This window comes from Streptomyces sp. NBC_01497, from assembly GCF_036250695.1.
Lineage (GTDB): Bacteria > Actinomycetota > Actinomycetes > Streptomycetales > Streptomycetaceae > Streptomyces.
This window is the reverse complement of sequence record NZ_CP109427.1, coordinates 2739352-2761335: the sequence shown is the minus strand read 5'-3', so window position 1 is coordinate 2761335 and position 21984 is coordinate 2739352. Positions and strand designations below refer to the sequence as shown.

Annotated in this window: 22 protein-coding genes; 9 read left to right on the top strand and 13 right to left on the bottom strand. The window is 72.5% G+C overall.

Annotated elements, in window-relative coordinates:
• Positions 1-15: 15 nt before the first annotated feature.
• From OG310_RS11720 to OG310_RS11685, 8 genes are all read right to left on the bottom strand, one after another.
• The gene (locus tag OG310_RS11720) at positions 16-1191 is read right to left on the bottom strand and encodes an ABC transporter ATP-binding protein (protein WP_329455821.1); all 1176 of its coding nucleotides are present in this window, start codon (positions 1189-1191) and stop codon (positions 16-18) included.
• Positions 1175-2158: an ABC transporter ATP-binding protein gene (locus OG310_RS11715; RefSeq protein WP_329455820.1), complete on the bottom strand. Its 984-nt coding sequence runs from the start codon at positions 2156-2158 to the stop codon at positions 1175-1177. Before OG310_RS11715 ends, OG310_RS11720 begins: the two co-directional genes overlap by 17 nt.
• Before the next feature lie 10 nt (positions 2159-2168).
• Positions 2169-3152 carry an ABC transporter permease gene (locus tag OG310_RS11710; RefSeq protein ID WP_329455819.1) on the bottom strand — a complete coding sequence of 328 codons (984 nt, stop codon included), beginning with the start codon at positions 3150-3152 and terminating at the stop codon, positions 2169-2171.
• Positions 3145-4068 (bottom strand): ABC transporter permease, encoded by a 924-nt coding sequence (locus tag OG310_RS11705; protein ID WP_329455818.1) that lies wholly within the window; start codon positions 4066-4068, stop codon positions 3145-3147. Before OG310_RS11705 ends, OG310_RS11710 begins: the two co-directional genes overlap by 8 nt.
• Positions 4069-4219: 151 nt before the next feature.
• Positions 4220-5857 carry a peptide ABC transporter substrate-binding protein gene (locus OG310_RS11700; protein ID WP_329455817.1) on the bottom strand — a complete coding sequence of 546 codons (1638 nt, stop codon included), beginning with the start codon at positions 5855-5857 and terminating at the stop codon, positions 4220-4222.
• 276 nt (positions 5858-6133) lie between these two features.
• Entirely contained in the window at positions 6134-6916 is a 783-nt protein-coding gene (locus tag OG310_RS11695) for a helix-turn-helix transcriptional regulator (protein ID WP_329455816.1), read from the bottom strand.
• Between the two features lie 186 nt (positions 6917-7102).
• The gene (locus OG310_RS11690; protein WP_329455815.1) at positions 7103-7948 is read right to left on the bottom strand and encodes a transglutaminase-like domain-containing protein; all 846 of its coding nucleotides are present in this window, start codon (positions 7946-7948) and stop codon (positions 7103-7105) included.
• Positions 7949-8010: 62 nt separating this feature from the next.
• Positions 8011-9021, bottom strand: a complete 1011-nt coding sequence (locus OG310_RS11685; protein ID WP_329455814.1) for a GNAT family N-acetyltransferase — start codon at positions 9019-9021, stop codon at positions 8011-8013.
• A gap of 140 nt (positions 9022-9161) precedes the next feature.
• Here OG310_RS11685 and fdxA point away from each other — a divergent pair, with 140 nt between their 5' ends.
• Positions 9162-9482, top strand: a complete 321-nt coding sequence (fdxA, locus tag OG310_RS11680) for a ferredoxin (protein ID WP_114622457.1) — start codon at positions 9162-9164, stop codon at positions 9480-9482.
• A gap of 100 nt (positions 9483-9582) precedes the next feature.
• Positions 9583-10692, top strand: a complete 1110-nt coding sequence (gene dapC, locus OG310_RS11675) for a succinyldiaminopimelate transaminase (RefSeq protein ID WP_443078611.1) — start codon at positions 9583-9585, stop codon at positions 10690-10692.
• Positions 10693-10785: 93 nt separating this feature from the next.
• Here dapC and OG310_RS11670 read toward each other — a convergent pair whose 3' ends face one another.
• Together OG310_RS11670 and OG310_RS11665 are read right to left on the bottom strand one after the other, a co-directional pair.
• Positions 10786-11172: an ATP-binding protein gene (locus tag OG310_RS11670; RefSeq protein WP_329455813.1), complete on the bottom strand. Its 387-nt coding sequence runs from the start codon at positions 11170-11172 to the stop codon at positions 10786-10788.
• Positions 11173-11491: 319 nt separating this feature from the next.
• Positions 11492-12565 (bottom strand): hypothetical protein, encoded by a 1074-nt coding sequence (locus OG310_RS11665; RefSeq protein WP_329455812.1) that lies wholly within the window; start codon positions 12563-12565, stop codon positions 11492-11494.
• 156 nt (positions 12566-12721) lie between these two features.
• Between OG310_RS11665 and dapE the strand changes: the two genes are divergently transcribed.
• Both dapE and OG310_RS11655 read left to right on the top strand, forming a co-directional pair.
• Positions 12722-13798: a succinyl-diaminopimelate desuccinylase gene (dapE, locus tag OG310_RS11660; protein ID WP_329455811.1), complete on the top strand. Its 1077-nt coding sequence runs from the start codon at positions 12722-12724 to the stop codon at positions 13796-13798.
• Positions 13799-14042: 244 nt separating this feature from the next.
• Positions 14043-14801 carry a TIGR00730 family Rossman fold protein gene (locus OG310_RS11655; protein WP_329455810.1) on the top strand — a complete coding sequence of 253 codons (759 nt, stop codon included), beginning with the start codon at positions 14043-14045 and terminating at the stop codon, positions 14799-14801.
• A gap of 316 nt (positions 14802-15117) precedes the next feature.
• Here the strand turns inward: OG310_RS11655 and folP are convergent, their stop codons facing one another.
• A complete protein-coding gene (gene folP / locus OG310_RS11650; protein WP_329455809.1) occupies positions 15118-15990 on the bottom strand; it encodes a dihydropteroate synthase in 873 nt (290 codons plus the stop codon).
• A 170-nt stretch (positions 15991-16160) separates the two neighbouring features.
• On the opposite strand from folP, the gene OG310_RS11645 reads away from it, so the two are divergent.
• Positions 16161-16640, top strand: a complete 480-nt coding sequence (locus OG310_RS11645; RefSeq protein ID WP_329455808.1) for a DivIVA domain-containing protein — start codon at positions 16161-16163, stop codon at positions 16638-16640.
• Positions 16637-17233: a DNA-3-methyladenine glycosylase I gene (locus tag OG310_RS11640; protein ID WP_329455807.1), complete on the top strand. Its 597-nt coding sequence runs from the start codon at positions 16637-16639 to the stop codon at positions 17231-17233. Before OG310_RS11645 ends, OG310_RS11640 begins: the two co-directional genes overlap by 4 nt.
• A gap of 125 nt (positions 17234-17358) precedes the next feature.
• Here OG310_RS11640 and OG310_RS11635 read toward each other — a convergent pair whose 3' ends face one another.
• Positions 17359-18162 (bottom strand): enoyl-CoA hydratase/isomerase family protein, encoded by an 804-nt coding sequence (locus OG310_RS11635; protein ID WP_329455806.1) that lies wholly within the window; start codon positions 18160-18162, stop codon positions 17359-17361.
• Between the two features lie 297 nt (positions 18163-18459).
• Between OG310_RS11635 and OG310_RS11630 the strand changes: the two genes are divergently transcribed.
• Positions 18460-18627: a DUF3117 domain-containing protein gene (locus OG310_RS11630; RefSeq protein WP_003966491.1), complete on the top strand. Its 168-nt coding sequence runs from the start codon at positions 18460-18462 to the stop codon at positions 18625-18627.
• A gap of 252 nt (positions 18628-18879) precedes the next feature.
• Here OG310_RS11630 and OG310_RS11625 read toward each other — a convergent pair whose 3' ends face one another.
• Positions 18880-19599: an O-methyltransferase gene (locus tag OG310_RS11625; protein ID WP_443078839.1), complete on the bottom strand. Its 720-nt coding sequence runs from the start codon at positions 19597-19599 to the stop codon at positions 18880-18882.
• A gap of 135 nt (positions 19600-19734) precedes the next feature.
• On the opposite strand from OG310_RS11625, the gene sigE reads away from it, so the two are divergent.
• Complete coding sequence (sigE, locus tag OG310_RS11620; RefSeq protein ID WP_329460132.1) at positions 19735-20511, top strand: RNA polymerase sigma factor SigE; 777 nt, start codon at positions 19735-19737, stop codon at positions 20509-20511.
• The gene (locus tag OG310_RS11615) at positions 20508-21536 is read left to right on the top strand and encodes an anti-sigma factor family protein (RefSeq protein ID WP_329455805.1); all 1029 of its coding nucleotides are present in this window, start codon (positions 20508-20510) and stop codon (positions 21534-21536) included. The genes sigE and OG310_RS11615 overlap by 4 nt, the downstream gene beginning before the upstream one ends.
• Positions 21537-21984: the final 448 nt, after the last annotated feature.

Sequence of the window (21984 nt, the reverse complement as noted above, 5' to 3'; positions counted from 1 at the left end):
GCCGCCGGCGGGTGGTCAGCCGCCGGCCGGGTCCCCGGGGCCGCCGCTGTCGTCCCCGGGGGGCCCGCCGGCTCCGGGCCCGGTCCCCGGTCGCGGCCCGGTCCCGGGCCGGCGGCCTGTCCTGTCCTGCGGCTTCGTGAGCGACGGCACGATGCGCTTCTCCTCGGCGAAGTGACAGGCCGACGGGTGCGCCGTCGGCCCGCCCCCCTCGCGGAACCAGGCAGGCACGGCGAGCGGCGGCTCCTGCTGGGCGCAGATCTCCTGGGCCTTCCAGCAGCGCGTACGGAAGTGGCAGCCGGACGGCGGGTTCGCCGGGGAGGGCACGTCTCCCTGGAGCAGGATCCGCTCCCGGTGCTCACGCCCCGTCGGGTCCGGCAGCGGCACCGCCGACAGCAGCGCCTGCGTGTACGGGTGCGTGGGATGGTCGTAGATCTCGGTGTCCCTGCCGGTCTCGACGATCTTGCCGAGGTACATCACCGCGATCCGGTCCGAGATGTGCCGCACGATCGACAGGTCGTGCGCGATGAAGACGTAACTCAGGTCGAACTCGCTCTGCAGCCGGTCCATCAGGTTGATGACCTGCGCCTGCACCGACACGTCCAGGGCGGAGACCGGCTCGTCCGCGACGATCACCTCGGGCTGGAGCGCGAGCCCCCGCGCGATGCCGATGCGCTGGCGCTGCCCGCCGGAGAACTGGTGCGGATAGCGGTTGATGTACTCGGGGTTGAGCCCCACCACGTCCAGCAGGTCCTGCACCTTGCGGCGCCTGCTGCCCTTGGGGGCGACCTCCGGGTGGATCTCGTACGGTTCGCCGATGATGTCGCCGACCGTCATGCGCGGATTCAGCGAGGTGTACGGGTCCTGGAAGACCATCTGGATGTTGCGCCGGACGGTCTTCATCGACTTGGCGGAGAGTTTGGTGATGTCCTCGCCCTTGAACGTGATCCGGCCCGACGTCGGCTCCTCCAGGTGCACGAGCATCTTCGCGACGGTCGACTTGCCGCAGCCGGACTCGCCCACGATGCCGAGCGTCTCGCCGGCCGCCAGGTCGAACGAGACGCCGTCGACGGCCTTCACCGCGCCGACCTGCCGCCGGAAGAGGACACCCTGCGTCAGCGGGTAGTGCTTGACGAGGTCGCGTACCTCCAGCACCGTCGCCGCCCCCGACGCGGCCTCAGTTCTCGACGTCATCGAGCGTCTCCCTCCAGAAGTGGCAGGCGCTGTGCCGCGTCGCGCTCACCTCGTACAGCGGTGGCTCGTCCGTGGTGCACACGTCCCGCGCGCGCGGGCAGCGCGGGTGGAAGGCGCAACCGGGCGGGATGTTCAGCAGGTTCGGCGGCAGGCCCTTGATCGCGTAGAGGTCCTGGCCCTTCTGGTCGAGCCGGGGGATCGAGTCGAGCAGACCGCGCGTGTACGGGTGGGCGGGCGCCTTGTAGATGTCGTGCACGGGAGCCGTCTCCACGATGCGGCCCGCGTACATCACGGCGATCTTGTCGGCGACGTCCGCGACCACCCCGAGGTCGTGGGTGATCAGGATCAGGCCCATGTGGAGCTCCCGCTGGAGCTCCGCAAGCAGGTCCATCACCTGCGCCTGCACGGTGACGTCCAGGGCGGTCGTCGGCTCGTCGGCGATGATCAGCGACGGTTCGAGCGCCAGCGCCATGGCGATCATGATGCGCTGGCGCATACCGCCGGAGAACTGGTGCGGGTACTGCCCGACCCGCTCCTGGGCGGCCGGGATACGGACCCGGTCCATCAGCTCGACGGCCTTCGCGCGCGCGTTCTTGCGGGACATCCCCCGGTGCACCACGAACATCTCGCCCAGCTGCTGGCCCACGGTGAGCACCGGGTTGAGCGACGACAGCGCGTCCTGGAAGATCATCGCCATCTCGGCCCCGCGCACCTTGCGCCGCTGGTCCTCCTTCAGCTTCAGCAGGTCGCGGCCCTTGAAGAGGACCTCGCCGCCGGAGATCCGGCCGGGCGGGACGTCGAGGATGCCCATGATCGCCTGCGCGGTGACGGACTTGCCGGAACCTGACTCGCCGAGCACTGCGAGCGTCTCGCCCGCGTCCACCGCGTAACTGACACCGTTGACGGCCTTCGCGACGCCCTCGCGGGTGTGGAACTCCACGTGCAGGTCGCGCACTTCGAGCAGCATGCCGGGCTCCTCAGCGCAGCTTGGGGTCGAGGGCGTCGCGTACCGCGTCGCCCAGCATGATGAACGCGAGCACCGTGATCGCGAGGGCGCCCGCCGGGTAGAGCAGCATGTGCGGCGCGTTGCGGATGTACGGCGACGCGGAGGAGATGTCGATGCCCCACGACACGGTGGGCGGCTTCAGCCCGACACCCAGGTAGGAGAGCGTCGCCTCCAGCGAGATGTACGTACCGAGCGCGATGGTCGCGACGACGATGACCGGCGCGATCGCGTTCGGCATGATGTGCCGCAGCAGCATCCGCGAGTTGGACGCGCCGAGCGCCCGCGCCGCCTGCACGAAGTCGTTCTGCTTGATGGTGATGACGGAGCCGCGCGCGATGCGGGAGAGCTGCGGCCAGCCCAGCAGCACGATGAAGCCGATCACCGGCCAGACCGTCGTGTTGGTGATGACGGACAGCAGCACCAGGCCGCCGAGCACCACCGGGATGCCGAAGAAGATGTCGGTGAGCCGGGACAGCAGCGCGTCGCCCGTCCCGCCGTAGAACCCGGCGAGGCCGCCGAGCACCGTGCCGACGATCGCCACGCCCAGGGTGGCCAGCACGCCCACGGTGACCGAGGCACGCGCCCCGTAGACCGTGCGCGTGTAGACGTCGCAGCCCTGGCCGTTGAAGCCGAACGGGTGTCCCGGCTCCGGGCCGTCCTGCGACTTCGCGAGGTCGCAGGACAGCGGATTGCCGGACGCGATCGCCTGCGGCCAGATCGAGATGAAGATCAGGAACAGGATCACCAGCGCCGAGATGATGAAGACCGGGTTGCGGCGCAGGTCGTGCCACGCGTCCGACCAGAGGCTGCGTGCCTCGCCGGATGCGCCGCCGCCCTCCGGCGCGCCGGGTACGTTGCCGGAGCCCGCGCCCTCCGTCGCGATGTCCATCGCACCGCCGCCGCCGGTGGGTGCGATGGCACCGTCGCCCGCGTTTCCCGGGTGTTGTTCAGGCATACCGGATCCTCGGGTCGAGAACGGCGTACAGAAGGTCGACCAGCAGGTTGGCGACCAGGAAGACCAGCACCAGCACCGTCACGAAGCCGACGACGGTCTGCGAGTTCTGCCGCAGGATGCCCTGGTAGAGCTGGAAGCCGACGCCGTGGATGTTGAAGATCCGCTCCGTGACGATCGCGCCGCCCATCAGGCCGCCGATGTCCGTACCGATGAAGGTGACCACCGGGATCAGCGAGTTGCGCAGCAGGTGGCGCACGATCACCCGGTGGCGCGGCAGGCCCTTGGCGGTGGCGGTGCGCACGTAGTCGGAGCGCCGGTTCTCCGCGATGGAGGAGCGGGTGAGCCGGGTGACGTACGCGAGGGAGACCGACGCGAGCACCAGGCCCGGCACGATCAGCTCGTCGAACGGCGCGGAGGGGGAGACCGAGGGCTGGATCAGGTTCCACTTCACGCCGAACAGCAGCTGCGCGACGAGGCCGGTGACGAAGGTCGGTACGGAGATCACCACGAGCGTGAGCAGCAGGACCGTCGTGTCGGCCGGGCTGCCCCGGCGCAGGCCCGTCAGCACGCCGAGCACGATGCCGATGATGATCTCGAAGATGATCGCGATGATCGTCAGCCGGATGGTGACGGGGAACGCGTCGCCCATCAGGTCGATGACCGGCTGTCCGTTGAAGGCCGTGCCGAAGTTGCCTTCGAACAGATGGCCCATGTAGGTCAGGTACTGCTGCCACAGGGGCTTGTCGAGGCCGAACTCGCTGCGCAGCTGGGCCGCCGTCGCGGGGTCGCACGCCTTGTCGCCGCACAGGCCCTGGATCGGGTCGCCCATGACGTTGACCATGACGAAGATCAGCAGCGTGGTGCCGATGAACACGGGGATCATCTGGAGCAGCCGCCGGATCACATAACGTCCCATGCCGGCCTCCGCGGGTCGTCGGGTGTTCGGGGTGCGGGCACGTGCGCGGACCGGTGGGCCGCCGCCTCACGGGCCCGCGGGTCCGCCCGGGCCGCCGGTACGGGAGGCCCGGCGCGCAGGACCGCGCCGGGCCGGGTGCGACGAGGCGCCGTCACTTGACCTTGATGTCGCCGTAGACCGGGACGCTGAACGGGTTCAGCGCGACGTTGGTGACACGGTCGGAGAAGCCGGCGCTGCCGTTCTGGTACCAGAGCGGGATGGCAGCCATCTGGTCGCGCACGACGCCCTCCGCCTGCTGGAACAGCTGTACGGCCTTCGTCCTGTCGGTCTCCGCGTTGGCCTGGTTGACCAGCTTGTCGAACTGCGGGCTGGAGAACTTGCCGTCGTTCGAGGAGGCGTTCGTGAAGTACAGCGGCTGCAGGAAGTCCTGGATGAGCGGGTAGTCCATCTGCCAGCCGGCACGGAACGGCCCGGTCAGCTTGTGCTGCGTGATCTGGCTGCGGAAGTCCGCGAACGTGCCGACCGGGGCGCCGACGCAGGCCTTGTCGTTGTGCAGCACGTTGTTGATGCTGTTGCAGGTGGCGTCCACCCACTCCTTGTGGGAGCCGGTGTCGGCGTTGTACGTGATCGTCATCCGGCCGCCCGGGATCCCGCCGCCCTGCTGGATGAGCTTGCGCGCCTGCGCCGGGTCGAACTGGCAGGACTTGCCGCACAGCCCGCTCTGGAAACCGCCCGCCGTGCCGAGCACCGGCGAGGTCCAGTCCGTGGCGGGGGTCCGGGTGTTGTTGAAGATGGTCTTGGTGATCTGGGCCCGGTTGATGGCCATCGAGAGCCCGGTGCGCAGTGCCGCGGAGTTCTTGCCGTTCCACCGCTTGTCGTAGAACGGGAAGGCGAGCGTCTGGATGATGCCGGCGGGGGTGTTGATGTACCGGCCGCCGAGGTCCGCCTGAACGTTCTTGAGCTGGGCCGCCGGGATGTCGTCCACCAGGTCCAGGTTGCCGGCCGTCAGGTCGGTGTAGGCGGTGTTGTTGTCGGTGTAGACCTTCAGGTCGACGCCGCCGTTCTTCGCCTTGTCCGGGCCGGGGTACGTCTTCCAGGCCCGCAGCTGCATCTCCGAGCCCTTGGTGTACTTGCTGATCGTGTACGGGCCGTTGCCGACGGGCTTGGAGAGCCACCCCGCGTGGTTCGAGAAGAAGACGGCGGGCAGCGGCGAGAAGGCCGCGTAGCCGAGGGTGTCGGGCCAGGTGGAGAACTTCTGCGAGAGGCGCACCGTGAAGGTCTGGGGGCCGGTGACCTTCAGCCCGGACATCGTCTTCGCCGTGGGCTGCCCGGTGGTGGGGTGCACCTGGTCGTATCCGTCGATGTACTGGAAGAAGGACGCGTTGACCTGGTTGTTCTTCAGGTAGGCGCCGTAGTTCCAGGCATTGACGAACGACTTCGCGGTGACCTTCTCGCCGTTGGAGAAGGTCCAGCCGTTCTTCACGGTGACCGCGAAGTTCCTGGAGTCCTTGGTGGTGATCGACTGGGCCAGCCAGTTCTGCGCCTTCGCCGTCTTCGGGTCGTAGCGCTTGAGCCCCCGGAAGACCATGTCGAGGACCTTGCCACCCTGGACCTCGTTGGTGTTCGCCGGCTCCAGCGGGTTCTGCGGATCGCCCCAGGACGCGCTGACGACCCCGTTCGCGCCGCTGCCACCTCCGCCGCCGCTGCTGCCTCCCCCGCCGCAGGCCGTTGCCGTGAGGGCGACGGCGACCGCGCAGGCGGCCCACTTGGCGTGTGTGGCTCCACGCATGGAGTGCCTCCTCTTCAGGCCCAAGATCTCTTGGACCCCAATACACCCCATATAGATGCCAAACGCACTTTCTCGGCGGCTGTTCGCGCCGTACCGCGCGTCAGATACGCCCGGATGAGGGCAGCACCCGCTCCCAGACGTCGACCGCGTGATCGAGCGTCATGCCGTTCGCCTCGGGCCGGCCGTCTTCGGATCGGCCACCCGCGGGCCGGACCCGAGCGGCGCCCGTCGTCCGCCCGCGCCGGGACAGCGTCCCGGAACCGCTCCGTCCGTCCCCTAGCGTGGCGCGCCGGGGGCCGGCAGCAGCCCGGCCGCCTGGGCACGCAGCACGGTCTCCAGCCGGTCGCGCGTGTGGAGCTTGCGGTAGATGTTCTCCACATGCTTGTGCACCGTTCGCACCGAGATCCGCAGCCGCCGGCCGATCGCCGTGGCGGGCAGAGCCTCCGCGAGCAGCACCAGCACGGTCGTCTCCCGCGCCGTCAGCCGGTACTCGTCCGCGCCCGCCCGGACCGCGGGCGCCGTCGCGCAGCGCCGCAGCAGGCAGGCGTGCCGGTCCATGCCGCGCAGCAGCGGCTGCATCCTGGTCAGGTACGCGCGCTCCCGGGGCGTCCCGCCCCGGCCGGTGCAGTGCACCAGCAGGCCCCGCACCGGGCCGGGCGAGCCGTCGTCGAGCCGGAGACCGATCACGTCCCGCGTACCGAACAGCGCCCGCGTCACCTCGTACGTCTCGCTGTCGCGCCACGGGCCGTCCCCCGCGACGCCGCTCGCCGGCAGCGGCCGGTCGTCCGGGATCGTCCGCCCCTCGCCGGCGAACGGGTAACCGGTCCGGATGCACGCCAGCTGATCTGCCGTCGGCAACCGCTGCACCGGCCAGGCGAAGACCCGGCCCGAGGCCGCGGTCCACTCGTCGTCCTTGCACAGCACGGCCGTACCGGGCAGCGCGGTCATGATCTCCTGGCCCGCCCGCCTCCAGAGGGTGTCCGGGTCGTCGCTGCCCAGCACCTCGGCGGCCAGGTCGAGCAGCCGCGCGTCGTCGCGCGCCGTGAGGCTGTCCGCCATGCCCCTCCGCGTTTCCTGTCGGCTTCCCTGCCGGCCGGTACCTGTGGTTCCCGCCTGTCGATACGCAATTCTACGAATGGACCCGGGGTCCGGCGCGTAGAAGGCTGACGGATGTCTCGGACCGCGCGGGGGGCGTTCCGGGACGGACACGCCGCGCCGCACCCCCCAGGGGGCGCGGCGCGGCGGTCAGTTGAGCATCGCGCGGGCGGCGCGCGCCCGGTGGCGGATCGCGCGCGCCGTCGCGGGCTCGACGACGGCCACCACGTCCGCGTACTCCTCCAGCTCCGCCGCGCCCCGCAGGAAGTCCCCGCGCTCCACCAGCAGCCGCCCGTGCTCGTAGCGCAGCCGCGCCGGGCGTGCGGGCAGCAGCATCGACAGCTCCAGCGCCCACAGCGCCACGTCACCGCGCTCCGGCCGTCCGGCCGCCCAGGCGCGGATGTTGCCCAGGACGCGCGCGACCACGTCCAGCGGGTCCGCGGGTCGCAGCATCTCCGGCCGCAGCGGCTCCCCCGCCGTGCCGGCGACCAGCGCGCCCGCGTCGGCCCGTGACAGCAGCGCGCCCCCGGCGAACGGGTCGGCCAGCACCTGCTGCTCCGGCGCGCCGAACCCGACCACGAAGTGGCCCGGCAGCGCCACCCCGTACACCGGGGCGCCCGCCCGCCGCGCCACCTCCGTCCACACCACCGAGAGCAGGATCGGCAGGCCCCGCCCGCGCCTGAGCACCTCCGGCAAGAGCGACGACTCCAGCCTGCCGTAGTCGGCCGCCACGCCGTGGAAGCCGCAGCGCGCGCCGAGGAGGTCCCCGACCGCCCGCGCCCAGTCCACCGCGTCGCGCGGGCCGAACGGCAGCAGCCCGGCGAGCCGGTCCAGCTCGGCCTGCGCCGCGTCCACCTGCGCCTCGCCCATCGCCGGATCGGCCTCGGCGCCGATCAGCAGGCACAGCAAGGCCAGGTCGGGCCGGTCCGCGCGCGCCTCCGCACCGAACCTGCCGCGCCGCTCGTCCTTCTCGTACGGTTTCCCCACCGGTCCCACGGTCCTTCCGGTTCCTCGGTCCCTGCGCGCGAGCGTCCCTGGTCCCTGCGCGCGAGCCGTCCCTAGGCCGGCCGGAAGTACCGGTAGCCGTGGTGCGGCGTGAACCCCATGGCCGTGTACAACGCCCGGGCGGCCGTGTTGTCGTCCTCGACCTGGAGCCAGGCGGCCGACGCGCCCTCGTCCAGCGACCGGCGCGCGAGCGCGGCCATCACGGCGCGCGCGAGGCCCTTGCGCCGGTGCCCGGGCGCGACCTCCACCGCCATGAACCCCGCCCAGCGCCCGTCGACGACGCACCGCCCGATCGCCGCGGGGCCTTCGCCCCCGGCGGCGCCGTCGTCCGGGACCGTGGCGAACCAGGTCGAAGGGCCGCTCCGCAGCACCCGCAGCAGGTGCGGCCCGACGGCCCCGCCCGAGCGGTGGTACCGGCTCAGCCACTGCTCGTCCACATCGCGTTCCAGCCGCACCCGCGTCACGTCCGCGTCCAGGTCGCCGACCGGTGCGAGCGCGCCCGTCCACACCTCGGCGGCCGCCTCCGGCCGCCAGCCGAGCGCCACCAGCTCCTCGCCCAGCCGTGCCTGACCGTCCGGGGACTCCGTCTCCAGCTGGACGTACGGGGGCAGTTCGCGCGCCGCGTACCACGCGCTCACGCGCTCCAGCGCGGCGGCGAGCGACACGCCGGGGTCGCCGGCCGGCAGGACGGAGTTGGCCCGCCGGGTGAACCCGCCCGCGGCGCGCAGCCGCCAGTCGCCGAGGGACTCCGACTCCACGGGCTGCCAGGCGCGCGCCACGACGCCGATCAGCTCGGCGCGCGTCGCCGCCGGGCCCCGGCGCCGGGCGGGGGCGTCCGGCACGACCTTCCCGGCCACCAGCGAGGACTCCTCGATCACCACCGTCTCGCCCGAGCGGCGCGTGATGAGCATCACGCCGTCGTTCCACGATGTGAGAACACCCACCGTGTCGGTGAACTTTCCGGCCCCGCCCGGCGCACCGGTCAGTCGTCTGACTGATACCCGTTTGCCCACATCAGAGGGGCTGATTCGGACTTCAAGGCGTCCTCCGCCGGTGATTTCCACTGCTCTGCGAGCCCCTCCTGTTCGGATCGTGCCCAGGAACGGAGATACTAGATGCGGGCATCGACGACGCCGCGCTTTCGCGCGCCCGTGGACGGAGCCGCAGATCGGCCCGCCGCGCCCTATGGAGGAGGAACGACAGCGTGACCTACGTCATCGCGCAGCCTTGTGTCGACGTGAAGGACAAGGCGTGCATCGAGGAGTGCCCGGTCGACTGCATCTACGAGGGCTCCCGGTCCTTGTACATCCACCCGGACGAATGCGTCGACTGCGGTGCCTGTGAGCCGGTCTGCCCGGTCGAGGCCATCTTCTACGAGGACGACACCCCGGAGGAGTGGAAGGACTACTACAAGGCGAATGTGGAGTTCTTCGACGAGCTCGGCTCCCCCGGTGGCGCCTCGAAGCTCGGTCTGATCGAGCGGGACCACCCCTTCGTCGCCGCGCTGCCGCCGCAGAACGGCTGACCTTCGCGTCTGCGGTCCCGCACGGTCGTCGCCGTGCGGGACCGACGTGTTCGTGTCCGCCGCGTGAGGCGACGCCGGGCGGACCCGTACGAGAGAGTAAGTGAGCACCGTGCCCGCACTGTCGCAGTCCCTGCCGGTCTTTCCCTGGGACAAGCTGAAGCCGTACGACGAGACCGCCCGCGCCCACCCGGACGGGATCGTGGACCTGTCCGTCGGCACGCCGGTCGACCCGGTCCCCGCGCTCGTCAGGCGTGCGCTCGCCGACGCGGCCGACTCGCCCGGCTATCCGACGGTCTGGGGTACGACGGCGTTGCGCGACGCGCTCACCGGCTGGGCGGAGCGCAGGCTCGGCGCGCGCGGCCTCACCCACCGGGGCGTCCTGCCGGTGGTCGGCTCCAAGGAACTCGTCGCCTGGGCGCCCGCGCAGCTCGCGCTCGGCCCGGGCGACCGTGTCGGCTACCCGCGCCTCGCCTACCCGACGTACGAGGTGGGCGCGCGCCTCGCGGGTGCCGGCCTCGCCCCGTACGACGACCCGACGCTGCTGGACCCCGAGGGCCTGAAGCTGCTGTGGCTCAACTCCCCGTCCAACCCGACCGGCGCGGTCATCCCCCAGGACGAGCTGACCCGGATCGTCGCCTGGGCGCGTGAGCACGGCGTGCTGATCTTCAGCGACGAGTGCTACCTGGAGCTCGGCTGGGAGGGCCCCGAGCCCGTCTCGGTGCTGCACCCCGACGTCTGCGGCGGCTCGCACGAGGGGCTCGTCGCGGTGCACTCGCTGTCCAAGCGCTCGAACCTCGCGGGGTACCGCGCCGCCTTCCTGGTCGGCGACGAGAACGTGCTCGGTGAGCTGCTCCAGGTGCGCAAGCACGGCGGGATGATGGTGCCTTCGCCCATCCAGGCGGCCACCGTCGCCGCGCTCGGCGACGACACGCACGTCGCGGAGCAGCGGGCGCGGTACGCGGCCCGGCGCGCTCCGCTGCGCGCCGCGCTGGAGGCCGACGGCTTCCGCGTCGAGCTCAGCGACGCCGGGCTCTACCTCTGGTCGACGCGGGACGAGAACTGCTGGGACACCGTCGGCCACCTCGCCGAGCGCGGCATCCTCGCGGCGCCGGGTGACTTCTACGGCGAGGCCGGGGCCCGCCACGTGCGGGTGGCGCTGACGGCCACCGACGAGCGGATCGAGTCGGCGGTCAAGCGCCTCGGCGGCTGAGCCGGCCGGACCGGCCCCGGCGCCCGCCGGGAGGACCGTAGCTGCGAAGGGGCCCGGAGCGTCCAACGCTCCGGGCCCCTTCGCTTCGGCCGCTCAGCCGCCGAAGGGCAGGCCCGGCAGCTGGTTGTCCTTGGCGGTGTCACCGAGGACGGTGCCGGTGCTGCCCGCGGTGTCGCCCGCGACCTTCTGCGCGGCGGGCGCGACGGTCTTGCCCGTGGAGCCCACGGTCTTGCCGGCTGTCGGGATGGCCGTGCCGACGACGTGCGCGCCGGTGGTGCCCGCCATGGAGGTGGCGGCGCGGGCGCCCTGGTCGACGGTGTTGCCGACGTTGGAACCGTCGAGCGAGCTGACCGCTCCCAGGTCGGTGGCCTGCGGCAGCGACGCGGCGTTTGCGGCACCGGCGGCGACGGCGGGGGCTGCCGCGCCCGCGGCGACGAGCAGCGCGGCGCGGGCGATGCGGCGGGTCAGGGGGAGGGACATGATGCTCCTTCGACGGGATGATCGGCGCCCGGGCCCGGGCCGGTCGGCTCGGGGCGTTCGTGTCGGGCGTCGGTCGGACGCCGTGACAACTCCCTGAGGGGCGGCCGAGGTTGCGGAGCACCGACGTAAAGAATTGGCAATGCGTCGTATTGTCGGTCTCGGGCGAAACCGGGCAAACGGCGACGGTCGGCCCGGGCGGGCGAACCGTCACTCCGCAGGCGCCGCAAGCGGATCGGGGTCATGAACCGACAGTCGGACGATCTTCGGGAATGTGCCGCGTGAACCTGCCCTACCCCCACCGTGCGGGGGACGCGCCGAACTACTGCGCGAGGGTGATCCTGACCTCGGATGTGGCCGACTTGTCCGACTCACCGGACTTCCCCGCCAGCCGCTGCCACCCCGCGCCGGCATCCGCCGCGCTCCACACCCGGCCCCCGTACGCCACCCGGTCGATGTGCAGCGCCCCGGCCCGCGCAACCGCCCAGTGCGCCAGCTCCCAGCCGCGCTGCTGAGTGGTGGTGCTCGCCATCTCGCCGTGCGTGCCGCCCCCGGGCGTCGCCCGCACCGGTACGGAGACGACGGGAGCCGCTGCCGCCGCCGTGCCCGCGCCGCTCACCCCGGAGGCCGACAGCTCCGCCGTGCCGGAGGCGGCCGGCGGCGCGGTGCGGCGCCGGGCGCTGTCCTGCCCGGCGGTGGACGCCGTGGCGGCCGGCAGCACCTTCGGGCCGAACGCCCGCACCAGCGCCGTACGCACCTTCCCCGGATCGCCCGGGGCGTGGTCGAAGGGCGCGGGGCAGGTCAGCACGGCGGGCGCGAGCCCCGTGAACGCGGCCGCCAGCAGCGTCGCGTCCGGCTCGTGCTTCGCGTACGCCTGCGGGAAGCCGCTGTGCTGGACCTCCTGCGCGGCGACCGTCAGCGGCAGCCGCGAATAGCCGGGGATCTTCGCCAGATGCTTGTAGAACTGCGTCGACGCGTACACCGGGTCGAGGATGTGCGCCGAGGTGCCCCAGCCCGCCGACGGTCGCTGCTGGAACAGGCCGACCGAATCCCGGTCCCCGGTCCGCAGGTTGCGCAGCTCGGACTCCTGGAGGGCCGTCGCGAGCGCGATCGTGACGGCCCGCTCCGGCATGCCGCGGCTGATGCCGACCGCCGAGATCGTGGCCGCGTTGGACGCCTGCTCGGGCGTCAGTTCGAAGGAGCCGTCGTCCCCGCCGTCCGCCCGCGCACCTCCGCTCCCGGACCCGGACGCACGGACGGTGCACTTGACGGGGCCCCCGGCCCCACCGGTCAGATACTGCACACCGACGTAGGAGGCGACGGCGAGCAGCACGAGAAAGGCAGCCGCGAAACGCAGGAGGCGGCCGCGACGGGATCGCGTGACGGTCTCGGACACGCGCTTACGGTACTGGAGTGCGGGACCTCATCATCCCGCCTGTGGACGGAGGTTGCCCCCGCTCCCCGGTCCAGGCGCGGGACCAGCGCGAAGACCGGGGAAAAGGGCCGCCGGCGGACTTCGGGCCGCGCCCGGGGGAGCGTTAGTGTCACGTGCATGTCCGACAAGCTCGACCTCACGCTCGACGCCGCCACGCTCACCGCCCGCCTCGTCGACCTCCCCTCCGTCAGCGGCAGCGAGGGTCCCCTCGCCGACGCCGTCGAGCAGGCGCTGCGCACGCTCCCGCACCTCACCGTCGACCGGCACGGCAACAACGTCGTCGCCCGCACCCACCTGGGGCGCGCGGAGCGCGTGGTGCTCGCGGGGCACCTGGACACCGTCCCGATCGCGGACAACGTGCCGTCCCGGCTCGACGAGGACGGTGTGCTGTGGGGGTGCGGCACCACTGACATGAAGTCAGGAGTGGCCGTACAGCTGCGGCTCGCGGCGACCGTGCCGGCCCCCAACCGCGACCTGACCTTCGTCTTCTACGACAACGAAGAGGTCGCTGCCCACCTCAACGGCCTCGGACACGTCGCGGACGCGCACCCCGACTGGCTGGCCGGGGACTTCGCCGTCCTGCTCGAGCCCTCCGACGCGCAGGTCGAGGGCGGCTGCCAGGGCACCCTGCGGGTCGAGCTGCGCACGGCGGGGGAGCGGGCCCACTCGGGGCGCAGCTGGATGGGGTCCAACGCGATCCACGCCGCCGCACCCGTGCTGGCCCGCCTCGCGTCGTACGAGCCGCGCAAGCCGGTCATCGACGGGCTGGAGTACCACGAAGGCCTCAACGCGGTACGCATCGAGGGCGGCGTCGCGAACAACGTGATCCCCGACGCCTGCACCGTCACGGTCAATTACCGCTACGCCCCCGACCGAGGCCCCGACGAGGCGGTCGCCCACGTACGCGAGGTCTTCGCGGACTGCGGCGTCGACACGTTCACCGTGACCGACCACTCGGGAGCGGCGCTGCCCGGCCTCTCGCACCCGGCCGCCGCCGCGTTCATGGCGGCCGTGGGTGGCACACCGCAGCCCAAGTTCGGCTGGACCGACGTGTCCCGGTTCGGCGAGCTCGGCGTGCCCGCGGTGAACTACGGACCCGGTGACGCGCTGCTCGCGCACAAGGTCGACGAGCGGGTCGCGGTCGAGCGCATCGCGCACTGCGAGGAACGGCTGCGGCGCTGGCTCACGGCCTGACCGGCCCACTGCCTCTGACCTGCGCCGTACCGACGGCCGGAATTTCTCCGTTCGTCATGTCCCTACCTCTAGGCTGGCGGGGAAACAGGGAAGAACAGGAAAAGACCGACACCAACGGGTGGCGGACGCAGAACCCGCTCAGGTACGCGCCCGGGCGCGTCGAGCACGCATGCGAGACGAGGAACCAGGCATTTCGAGGATCATCACCAGAACAGGACAGATCAGGACGAGTGAGGAGCGGCTCATGGGCGATCCCGAGGGATCGAGACGGCCGGACGAGCAGCGGCTCGGGCCGGTGATCCGGCGCGGCGGCCAGGTGCAGGCCGGTACCACCGACCAGCGGCTGCTCGACACGGGAGGCGACTCCCAGTGGGTGCACACCGACCCGTGGCGGGTCATGCGCATCCAGTCGGAGTTCGTAGAGGGCTTCGGGGCCCTCGCGGAACTGCCGAGCGCGATCAGTGTGTTCGGCTCGGCCCGCACACCGGTCGACTCCCCGGACTACGACGCGGGCGTGCGCATCGGCAAGGCGCTCGTCCGGGCCGGATTCGCCGTGATCACGGGCGGCGGCCCCGGCGCGATGGAGGCCGCGAACCGCGGCGCGAAGGAGGCCGGCGGCGTGTCCGTGGGCCTCGGCATCGAGCTGCCCTTCGAGCAGGGGCTCAACCCCTACGTCGACATGGGCATCAATTTCCGGTACTTCTTCGTCCGCAAGACGATGTTCGTGAAGTACGCGCAGGGCTTCGTGGTGCTGCCGGGCGGCCTCGGCACCATGGACGAGCTGTTCGAGGCGCTCACGCTGGTCCAGACCCGCAAGGTGACGCGGTTCCCGATCGTGCTGTTCGGCACGGAGTACTGGGGCGGCCTCGTGGACTGGCTGCGCAACACGGTGGTCGCGCAGGGCAAGGCCGCCGAGAAGGACCTGCTGCTGTTCCACGTCACGGACGACGTGGAGGAAGCGGTGGCGCTGGTCAGCAAGGAAGCGGGCACGGACCGCGTCTGAGGCCTCCCCGGCCTCCTGACACCGCCCGCCGCGCGCCGGATCGCCCCAGGAGCCCCCCGAGGGACCTGGGGCGTCGTACGTTCCGGGGCGGCCCGCACGCCTCCGGCGGTTTCCGGACGTTTTTTCCGGACGGCGTTCGTCGCGAGGCGACGGCACGTTCCGCGACTCCCGGCGGCACGCCGCTCCGCAACCGGCACCACGTTCCGCGGACCCGGCAGCCGGGCGGCGGCCGGGCTCCGCCGCCGTGCCGCGGCCCCGCGCCACGACGGCCGCCGTGCCCCCGGTGGCCGGAGTCGGGCCGCGACGCGTCCTCGGGTCAGGCGAGGCCGCGGCGGGCCACGGCCGGGGGGCGGTGGCCCGCGATGGACGCCACCATGTCCAGCACCTGGCGGGTCTCCGCCACCTCGTGCACCCGGTACACCCGCGCGCCCAGCCATGCCGACACCGCCGTCGTGGCCAGCGTGCCGATCAGCCGCTCCTTGACCGGGCGGTCGAGCGTCTCGCCCACGAAGTCCTTGTTCGACAGCGACACCAGCACCGGCCAGCCCGTCCCGGCCATCTCCGGCAGCCTGCGCGTCGCCTCCAGTGAGTGCCGGGTGCTCTTGCCGAAGTCGTGGCCGGGGTCGATCAGGATGGCGTCCCGCCGTACCCCCAGGTCGCGGGCGCGCTCCGCGAGCCCCACGGTGACGCGCAGGACATCCGCCATGACGTCGTCGTACGTGACCCGGTGCGGCCGGGTGCGCGGCTCCGCCCCGCCCGCGTGCGTGCACACCAGGCCCACGTCGTGGCGCGCGGCCACCTCGGCGAGTTCGGGGTCCACACCGCCCCACGCGTCGTTCAGCAGGTCCGCGCCCTCGGCGCACACCGCTTCCGCGACCTCGTGGCGCCAGGTGTCCACACTGATGACCACATCGGGGTGGCGGGCGCGTACCGCCGCGACGAAGCCCACCGTGCGGCGGATCTCCTCCGGGACGGTGACCTCCTCGCCGGGGCCGGCCTTGACCCCGCCGATGTCGACGATCCCCGCGCCCTCGTCCACGGCCCGCGCCACCCGGTCCAGGGCGGGCCTGTCCTGGAAGGTCGCGCCCTGGTCGTAGAACGAGTCGGGCGTGCGGTTCACGATCGCCATGACCACCGGTTCGTGTTCGCCGAATTCCCGCCGCCCAAGCCGCAGAGTCCCGCCGCTCATCCCTCGTACCGTTCCTCTCGCCCGCCGGGGCCCCGGTTGTGCCCCGGCCCGGCCGGGGCCGTCCTCCGGCCCCGGCCACCGACCTTACGGGGCCGGTCGCGTCACCGGTGTCAGTGGCTCATGGCACGATCGGTGCGACACAGTTCGGCTTCGGCACCGGGGAGAGGCACGTGTTCTGGTTCTTGCTCATCGCGATGGTCGTGGTGGTGGCCGCCGTCACGATGGCCGTCCTGGGCGGCGGTGACCGCGCCGTTCTGCCGGAGGCGGAGCCCCAGCGCCTCGTCGACCCGCTGCCGCAGACCCGCCCGGTCGGCTCCGCCGACATCGACGCGATGCGTCTCCCGGTGGCCGTGCGGGGGTACCGGATGGCGGAGGTCGACGACGTGCTCGGCAGGCTCGGCGCCGAGCTCGCGGAGCGGGACGCCCGGATCGCCGAGCTGGAGTCCGCTCTCGCGGGTGCCCGCGCGGGCGCCGGAGCCGGGCGCCGGCAGTACCAGCAGCCCTACCAGGAGCAGGGCTGGGAGCCGCGGACCTGTCCCGCGCCCGGCGGCCCCGCCGAGCAGGGCTGGGACCCGCGGACCTACCTGGCGTCCGGCGGCCCCGCCGAGCAGGGCGGCAGCGGGTTCGCGGACGGCGAGGGCGGGCGATGAGCGACGGTTCCGCGGTCGTGGGCTCCGACGGCCTGGCCCGCTGCCCCTGGGGGCTGTCCACCGACGACTACGTCGCGTACCACGACACCGAGTGGGGCCGCCCCGTGCGCGGCGACGACGCGCTGTTCGAGCGGCTCAGCCTGGAGGCCTTCCAGTCCGGTCTGTCCTGGATCACGATCCTGCGCAGGCGCGAGACCTTCCGCACCGCCTTCGCGCACTTCCGGATCGCCGAGGTGGCGCGGTTCGCGGAGAAGGACCGGGAGCGGCTGCTCGCCGACCCCGGCATCATCCGCAACCGCTCCAAGGTCGACGCCACGATGGCCAACGCGAAGGTGCTCGCCGAGTGGGCCCCCGGCGAACTGACCGACCTCATCTGGTCGTACGCGCCGGACCCGGCGAAGCGCCCGCTGCCGCGCAGCACGGCCGACGTCCCCGCCGTCACCGACGAGTCGACGGCCCTGTCCAAGGCCCTCAAGAAGCGCGGCATCCGGTTCGTGGGACCCACCACGGCGTACGCGACGATGCAGGCGTGCGGGCTGGTCAACGACCACCTGGCGCAGTGCGCCTTCGCGGACGTCACCGCCGCCCGGTAGGACCGTCCGGGCGCGGGCCACACCCGCACGGTGGCCCCCGGGGCCCACTGCCGGGCCCGGGCGGCCCTGCGGCACCCCCGGGAGTCCGTGGGGGCCCGCAGGGGCGGCGGTGGCGCCGGCGGGCGTCAGCGGCCCAGGTACTGCGGCTTCCGCTTCGCCAGGAAGGCCTCGACCGCGATCGTGTGGTCCTCGGAGGAGCCCGCCCTGGTCTGGAGTTCGTCCTCCTTCGCCAGCGCCTCGTCCAGCGAGTGCTCGCAGGCGAAGGCCAGCGACTCCTTGACGGCCGCGTACGCCACCGTCGGGCCAGCGGCCAGCGCGCGCGCCACCGCCGCGGCCTCCCGGGCCAGGTCGGCGGCCGGGACGAGCCGGTTCACCAGCCCCAGTTCGTACGCCTCCTGCGCCTTCACGGTGCGCGGGAACAGCAGCAGGTCGGCGGCGCGGCCCTGGCCGATCATGCGCGGCAGCGTCCAGGACAGGCCCGAGTCCGCGGTCAGCGCCACCCCGGTGAAGGACGTGTTGAAGCTGGCGGTGTCCGCGACGATCCGGTAGTCCGACGCGAGAGCGAAGCCCATGCCGGCCCCCGCGGCCACCCCGTTCACCCCCGCCACCACGGGCTTGGGCATGGTCGTGATGGCGTGGGTGATGGGGTTGTAGTGCTCCCGCACCGTGCTCATGGTCGCGGTGGTGCCGCTGTCGCGGTCCTGGGCGAGCAGTGCGGTGTGCTCCTTGAGGTCCTGGCCCACGCAGAAGGCCCGGTCGCCGGTCGCGGTCAGCAGGACGGCCCGTACGGCGGTGTCCTCCCCGGCGTCGCGCAGGGCGTCCCGCAGCGCCACCTTGGTGGCCACGTCCATGGCGTTCATCGCCTCGGGCCGGTTGATGGTGATCGTCGCCAGGCCGTCGCCCACCTCGTACAGCACGGTGTCCGCCATGATCGGGTCCCTCCGGGGTCGCTTGCTGGTTTCTCGTCTCCGCGCGGGTTGTGCGCGCACCAGCATGACGGACGGAGGAACGGCGGAAGTGTGCGGTGGCGGCGAAGTATCGCAGGCGGATCGCCGAAATGGGCCGTTTTGCGTGAGCGCGTTGCGTAAGCGATGCCGTCCGATGTTGGTCATCGGGTCGTGAGATGCGGGATAATGCGCAAGAAGCAATGTGTTCGATGCCGGTGACGCAGCGCCTGCCATGGGGCCGCCGGCTGCTACGAGCTGGTTTCAGGAAGGGGAACGAGCATGGCGGCCATGAAGCCGCGGACGGGCGACGGCCCGCTCGAGGTGACCAAGGAGGGGCGGGGCATCGTCATGCGTGTTCCGCTCGAAGGCGGCGGTCGGCTCGTGGTCGAGCTGACGCCGGACGAAGCGGACGCACTCGGCGACGCGCTGAAGAAGGTCGTCGGCTGAGCGGGGCGCTCGACGCTTTCCCCACCAGGGGCCCTCGGTGCGGGGCCATCGGTGGAAGGTCACCCTTGAGAGACACCGCCGCTGCCCCGGTACGGACGACCACCGTCCGTACCGGGGCAGTGTGCTGACCGGGTCCCGCGACGCGCGCCGTGGTGAACACCGGGCCCACGGCACCGCAGGGCGCGCGCTCCGCGGGGTGCCGCACGGGTCGCACGGGTACGGGTCGTTTGGTTCGACGGCCTCCCGCGTCCCTCACGCGCCGGCGGCAGGCCCCCGGCGCACCGCGCACAGCAGCCCGTCGCCCACCGGCAGCAGCGACGACAGCAGTTCCTCGCTCTCCCTGACCGTGCGCAGCAGCTCCCGCAGTCTGAGCACCTCGGTGGGCTGCACCGCCGAATCGACCGTACGGCCGTTCGCGAAGACCCCCTCGAAGCAGACGAGGCCCCCGGGCCTCAGCAGGCGCAACGATTCATCCAGGTAGTCCAGGCACTCCAGCCGGTCACCGTCGCAGAAGACGATGTCGTAACCGCCGTCCGCGAGCCTCGGCAGCACGTCCAGCGCGGGCCCCGGGATGAAGCGGGCACGGTTGCCGGTGAAGCCCGCGGCGCGGAACGCCTGCCGGGCGAACTGCTGCCGCTCCGGATCGACGTCGACCGTGGTCAGCACGCCGTCAGGGCGCATGCCCCGCAGCAGGTGGATGCCGGAGACACCGGTGCCGGTACCGATCTCGGCGACGGCCTTCGCGTCCACCGTGGCGGCGAGCAGCCCCAGCGCGGAGCCGGTGCCTGGTGACACCGGGCGGAGTCCACTTTCCCTGGCCCGCTCGCGGGCCCAGCGAAGTGCCTCGTCCTCGGCGACAAAGGCGTCGGCGAACGCCCAGCTCGTCTGCCGGTTGGCGGTAATGACCCTCTCCTTGTCCCCCGGTGTCGGCGCAACCGTGACTGTATCCGCTGGGGTCGGGAACCCGCTGATGGGACCGGACGTTAAGCGGGGGTAAGCAGGGTGGCGGAGTGGGCGGCCACCGCGTGCGACGTCGGAGAGCCGTGGTGAGCGAGGCTCCCAAATTCGCGTAAAGATTCTTATCCGGAGCTAACGGGCGAGGTGGCTATGGTAGGGGCTCTACTGGACACCACCAGAGCCGACAGGGGAGGTGCGGCCGCGACTGTGGATCTCAGGGAGACGCTCCGGTGCCTCCTCGGGTCGGCAGGTGAGCCGAAATCCGTGACCGACACTGCTGACCGTTCCCGCTCCACCGACTCCGTTGTCACCGCGACCTTCGCCTCCGATGCGGAGTCGCCTGCGTGGACGCCTCCCACCTGGGAGGAGATCGTCAGTACGCACAGCGGACGCGTCTACCGACTGGCCTACCGTCTCACGGGCAACCAGCACGACGCGGAGGACCTGACACAAGAGGTCTTCGTCCGCGTGTTCCGCTCGCTGTCCACGTACACGCCGGGCACCTTCGAGGGCTGGCTCCACCGCATCACGACGAACCTCTTCCTCGACATGGTCCGCCGCAAGCAGCGCATCCGCTTCGACGCGCTCGGCGACGACGCGGCCGAGCGCCTCGCCAGCCGCGAGCCCTCGCCGCAGCAGGCCTTCCACGACACCCACTTCGACGCGGACGTGCAGCAGGCGCTCGACACGCTCGCACCCGAGTTCCGCGCCGCCGTGGTGCTCTGTGACATCGAAGGACTGTCGTACGAGGAGATCGCGGCCACGCTCGGGGTCAAGCTCGGCACCGTGCGCAGCAGGATCCACCGGGGCCGCTCGCACCTGCGCAAGGCACTCCAGCACCGTTCCCCCGAGGCACGCGCCGCCGAGCACCGCGCGGTCGTGGGCGTCGCGGGTGTCAGCGTGGCCGGGGAGGGCGGGACGGCGTGAGTTCGACCAGCCCCACACCCTCGGAGCACCACCTGGGGGACCGGCTCGCCGCCCTGGTGGACGGAGAGCTGGACCACGACGAGCGCGAGCGTGTCCTCGCGCACCTGGCGACCTGCGCCCGGTGCAAGACCGAGGCGGACTGCCAGCGGCAGTTGAAGGCGTTCTTCGCCGAGGTGGCGCCCCCGCCCCCGTCCGAGGGATTCCTCGCCCGGCTCCAGAGCCTGCCCGCGGGCGGTTCGAAGCCGCGGGGCGACGACGACGACCGGCCGGGTCCCTTCGGCCACCGCACCCCGGGGCACGAACCCTTCGGCCACGGCGTGTTCGACGCGCCGGACACCGGGGGCGGGCTCATGGACGCCTTCGGCTACGCGGGCGCCCACGGCGCCTCCGTCTTCCCGGTCCATCGCGCGGGCCGGCCGGAGGCGGAGCGCACCTCGCCGTGGCGCGGCAAGCGGTTCGCGTTCGCCGCGGCCAGCGCGGTCTCTCTCGCCGCCATGGCACTCGGCGGCGCCCTGCCGCTCGGTGGCTCGCAGGACTCGCCCGCCCGCAACAACGTCGTGCCGCTGCGCGCCGCGGGCGCGTCCACGACGGCCGAGGCGGGCCGCAGGAACGGCTTCGGCGGCGGCATGCTGCCCCAGTCCGGCTCACCGGCCAGGGTCGTGGCTGCTCCCGGCACGCTCCAGTCGCGAAACCTCCCGGTGGTGTCGACACCCTCCGCCCGGGCGGCGCTGTCCGCGCTGTCCGCGCGCTCGTTCGCCTCGCCGTCCTTCGCCTCGCCGTCGTTCCCGACCCTCGCGTTCGGAGCGCCCGCCTTCCCGGCGGACGCGGTCAACAGCGCACGGCCCGATGTCTCGGCGAGCGCCGCGGGCCCGGCAGGCGCGACGGGGACGAACCCGGGCGCCGGGCCGCTCGCCACGGCGTCCGGAAACCGGCGGGCCCTGGAGCCCACCCCCTCCGGTGCCTCCTCGGGGGCACCGCGTCCCGAGCTGCTCGCGGCGCCCAGCCCACTGTCCCGAACCCGCTGACCGTACGCGGCCGGAACCTGGTTGAATCCTCGCCAGGGGTGCCCACGGCGGGCGCGTGACGCTGGTTGCGGGGATGCGGGGGAGACATGGACGACGGGAAGACGGCCAGATCCGGAAGGTCCTGGTGGAGCCGCCCCGCGACGGACCGGCCCGCGCCCCGCGAGGAGTCGTCGGGGCTCCCGCGGCCGGCCGCTCCGGAGCCCGGACCGGGCACACCGCAGGCCGGACCGGCGGGCGGCCAGGGGTCCGTGCCTCGCGCTGACGCGCCACCCATACCCGCCGGCGGCCCGGTCGCCGCTCCCTCGCCGGAGTCCGCCGGTCCTCACGAACGGGAGACCGGCGCACCCGGATTCACCCGACCGCTGCACGACCCCGACCCGTACAGCACGCCTCCCTACGGCGGCCCGGGTCCCTGGGCGCCCGCGCCCCCGGTCCAGCTGCCGGTGGC